Source organism: Melaminivora alkalimesophila (assembly GCF_000282995.1).
GTDB classification, from domain to species: Bacteria; Pseudomonadota; Gammaproteobacteria; order Burkholderiales; family Burkholderiaceae_C; genus Melaminivora; species Melaminivora alkalimesophila.
Genome location: NZ_ALEE01000406.1, coordinates 1 through 2,980 on the forward strand (window position 1 = coordinate 1; position 2,980 = coordinate 2,980).

3 protein-coding genes, 1 tRNA gene and 1 pseudogene are annotated in these 2,980 nt (G+C 68.6%); all 5 read left to right on the plus strand.

Annotated elements, in window-relative coordinates; translation table 11 throughout:
- Positions 1 to 466: pseudogene (locus A612_RS07835) on the plus strand (DPP IV N-terminal domain-containing protein); the annotation flags it as partial.
- Between the two features lie 142 nt (positions 467 to 608).
- Positions 609 to 1,157, plus strand: coding sequence for a peptidoglycan-associated lipoprotein Pal (gene pal / locus A612_RS07840; RefSeq protein WP_019373953.1), 549 nt, complete (start codon positions 609 to 611; stop codon positions 1,155 to 1,157).
- Positions 1,157 to 1,951 (plus strand): tol-pal system protein YbgF, encoded by a 795-nt coding sequence (ybgF, locus tag A612_RS07845; RefSeq protein ID WP_081501141.1) that lies wholly within the window; start codon positions 1,157 to 1,159, stop codon positions 1,949 to 1,951. The genes pal and ybgF overlap by 1 nt, the downstream gene beginning before the upstream one ends.
- The gene (locus tag A612_RS07850) at positions 1,951 to 2,757 is read left to right on the plus strand and encodes a tRNA threonylcarbamoyladenosine dehydratase (protein WP_019373955.1); all 807 of its coding nucleotides are present in this window, start codon (positions 1,951 to 1,953) and stop codon (positions 2,755 to 2,757) included. The genes ybgF and A612_RS07850 overlap by 1 nt, the downstream gene beginning before the upstream one ends.
- Before the next feature lie 53 nt (positions 2,758 to 2,810).
- Positions 2,811 to 2,886, plus strand: a tRNA-Lys gene (locus A612_RS07855).
- Positions 2,887 to 2,980 lie beyond the last annotated feature (94 nt).

Sequence of the window (2,980 nt, forward strand, 5' to 3'; positions counted from 1 at the left end):
CGAACCGCGCCGCCTGATGCAAAGCAGCGGCATCGACACCGAGCCCGCCTTCTCCAGCGACGGCCGCAGCATCTACTTCGTGAGCGACCGCGGCGGCTCGCCGCAGATCTACCGCGTCAGCACCAGCGGCGGCGGCGCGGAGCGCGTGACCTTCCAGGGCTCCTACAACATCTCGCCCGCAATCAGCCCGGACGGCCAGTGGTTGGCCTACATCTCGCGCGTCGGAAGCGGCTACAAACTCCACGTCATGGATCTGAAGGCCGGCACCGTGGCGGCGATCACCGATACGGTGGCCGATGAGAGCCCGAGCTTTGCGCCCAACAGCCGCTTGATCGTCTACGCCACCCAGCAGCAGGGCCGCGACGCGCTCATGACCACCACCCTGGACGGCAAAATCAAGGCCCGCCTGGCCGGGCAGAGCGGTGACATCCGCGAGCCCGATTGGGGTCCATACCAGAAGCAGTGAAGTTTTTTCTTACCTTCAACTACAATCAAGGCCCGCCTGGCCGGGCAGAGCGGTGACATCCGCGAGCCCGATTGGGGTCCATACCAGAAGCAGTGAAGTTTTTTCTTACCTTCAACTACAACAGTTCCTCAGGAGAGACCTCATGATCCATTTCCCCCTCAAGCGCATCAGCGCCGCCTTTGCCATCGCCGCGCTGGTGGCCGGCTGCAGCTCCGGCGTCAAGCTCGACGAGACCCCGGTGGAGGACCGCGGCGCCACGCCGGTGGCCCCGGGCGCGGGTGCCAACGCCGGCGGCGCGGGCCAAAGCGGCGTCGCTCCGGTGGACCTGACCCAGTCGGGCCGCGAGGGAGAGGGGCCGGTGGGCGTGGCCCGCATCATTTACTTCGACTTCGACAGCTTCGTCGTCAAGCCGGAGTTCCAGTCCATGCTCGACGCCCACGCGCGCTACCTCAAGAGCGCGCCCGCGCGCCGGGTCATGATCGAGGGCCACACGGACGAGCGCGGTGGCCGTGAGTACAACCTGGCCCTGGGCCAGAAGCGCGCCGAGGCCGTGCGCCGCTCGCTGGCGTTGCTGGGCGTGCCCGAGTCGCAGATGGAGGCCGTGAGCTTCGGCAAGGAAAAGCCCGCTGCCGTCGGCTACAGTGAGGACGCCCACGCCCAGAACCGCCGCGCTGAACTGTCCTACCGTTGATGTCTGCGCTTCGCATCCCCCGCGGAGCCGCTGCGCGCACCGTTGCCCTGGCAGCGGTGTGCGTTGCGGCGTTGGGCTGGTCGCAACCCAGCCATGCATTGTTCGAGGACGGCGAGGCGCGCCGCGCGATCCTCGAACTGCGCGAGCGCGTCGATGCCTTGCAGCAGTCGAGCCAGCGCGCGGGTGAGCGCTCGGGCGGCGAGCTCTCGCAGCTGCGCCGCAGCCTGCTCGACCTGCAGGCGCAGATCGAGGCGCTGCGCACCGAACAGGCGCTGCTGCGCGGCCAGAACGAGCAGCTGCTGCGCGACGTGGCCGAGCTGCAGCGCAAGCAAAAGGACATGGCCCAGGGCATGGACGAGCGATTGCGGCAGTTCGAGCCCACCACCGTGAGCGTGGACGGGCGCGAATTCAGCGCCGACCCGGCCGAGAAGCGCGACTACGAGGCGGCCCTGGCGTCCTTCCGCGCGGGCAAGTTCGCCGAGTCGGCCACGGCCTTCGGGGCCTTCCTGCGCCAGTACCCACAGTCCGGCTACGTGCCCTCGGCGCGCTTCTGGCTGGGCAATGCCCAGTATGCGACGCGCGACTACGCCCAGGCGATCAACAATTTCAAGGCGCTGCTGTCGGCCGCGCCCGAGCATGCGCGTGCTCCCGAGGCGGCGCTGTCGATCGCCAACTGTCAGGTCGAGCTCAAGGACACGCGCGCCGCGCGCAAGACGCTCGAGGACCTGATCCGCGCCTATCCCGATTCCGAGGCCGCTGCTGCAGCCAAGGAGCGCCTGGCGCGCCTGAAGTGATGGCCCACGCGGCGGCCGGCCGGGTCGCCCACGCCCCGGAGGCGGACGCCGAGCGCCGCTTCGGCGGCCTGGCGCGGCTGTATGGGGTGGGCGGTGCCCAGGGCATCCGCGCAGCGCACGTGGCCGTGGTGGGCATCGGCGGGGTCGGCTCGTGGGCTGCCGAAGCGCTGGCGCGCAGCGGGGTAGGGCGCCTCACGCTGATCGACCTTGATCACGTCGCGGAGTCGAACGTCAACCGGCAGGTCCATGCACTCACGCCGACGCTCGGCCAGGCCAAGGTCCAGGCCATGGCGGAGCGCATCGCGCAGATCCACCCCGACTGCCACGTGCAAAGCGTGGAAGACTTCGTGGACCAGGACAATTGGCCGGGCGTGCTGCCCGAGGGTGTGGACGCCGTGGTCGATGCCTGCGACCAAGTGCGCGCCAAGACCGCCATGGCGGCATGGGCGCTGCAGTCGCGCAGGCGCCTTTTCATCACCGTGGGCGCCGCGGGCGGCAAGCAGCTGGCGCACCGGGTCGAGATCGATGACCTGGCCCACGCGACGCACGACCCCCTGCTGGCGCAGCTGCGCTACCGGTTGCGCCGCGAGCACAGTGCGGCGCGCGACGGCCGGCGCATCGGGGTGGCTTGCGTCTTCAGCCGCGAGGCCGTGGCGCCGCCCCATGCGTCCTGCGCCATCGATGCAGCGGATGGTTCCCTGAACTGCCATGGCTACGGCTCCACGGTGGCGGTGACGGCGACCTTCGGCCTCTGCGCTGCGGGCTGGGTGCTGCAGCGCCTGGCCCATCGAGCGGATGGCGCCTGATTTGGCGCTACAATGGCAGGCTTCGCCGACGCGAGTTCAGTCACCGAAGACATGGGTCGTTAGCTCAGCCGGTAGAGCAGCGGACTTTTAATCCGTTGGTCGCAGGTTCGAATCCTGCACGACCCACCAATAACACCGCATCAATGCTGAAAAGCCTGCTACACAAAACGTAGCGGGCTTTTTTCATTCCTCGATCCACTTGTACAGGCTGTGCCGGCTGCCG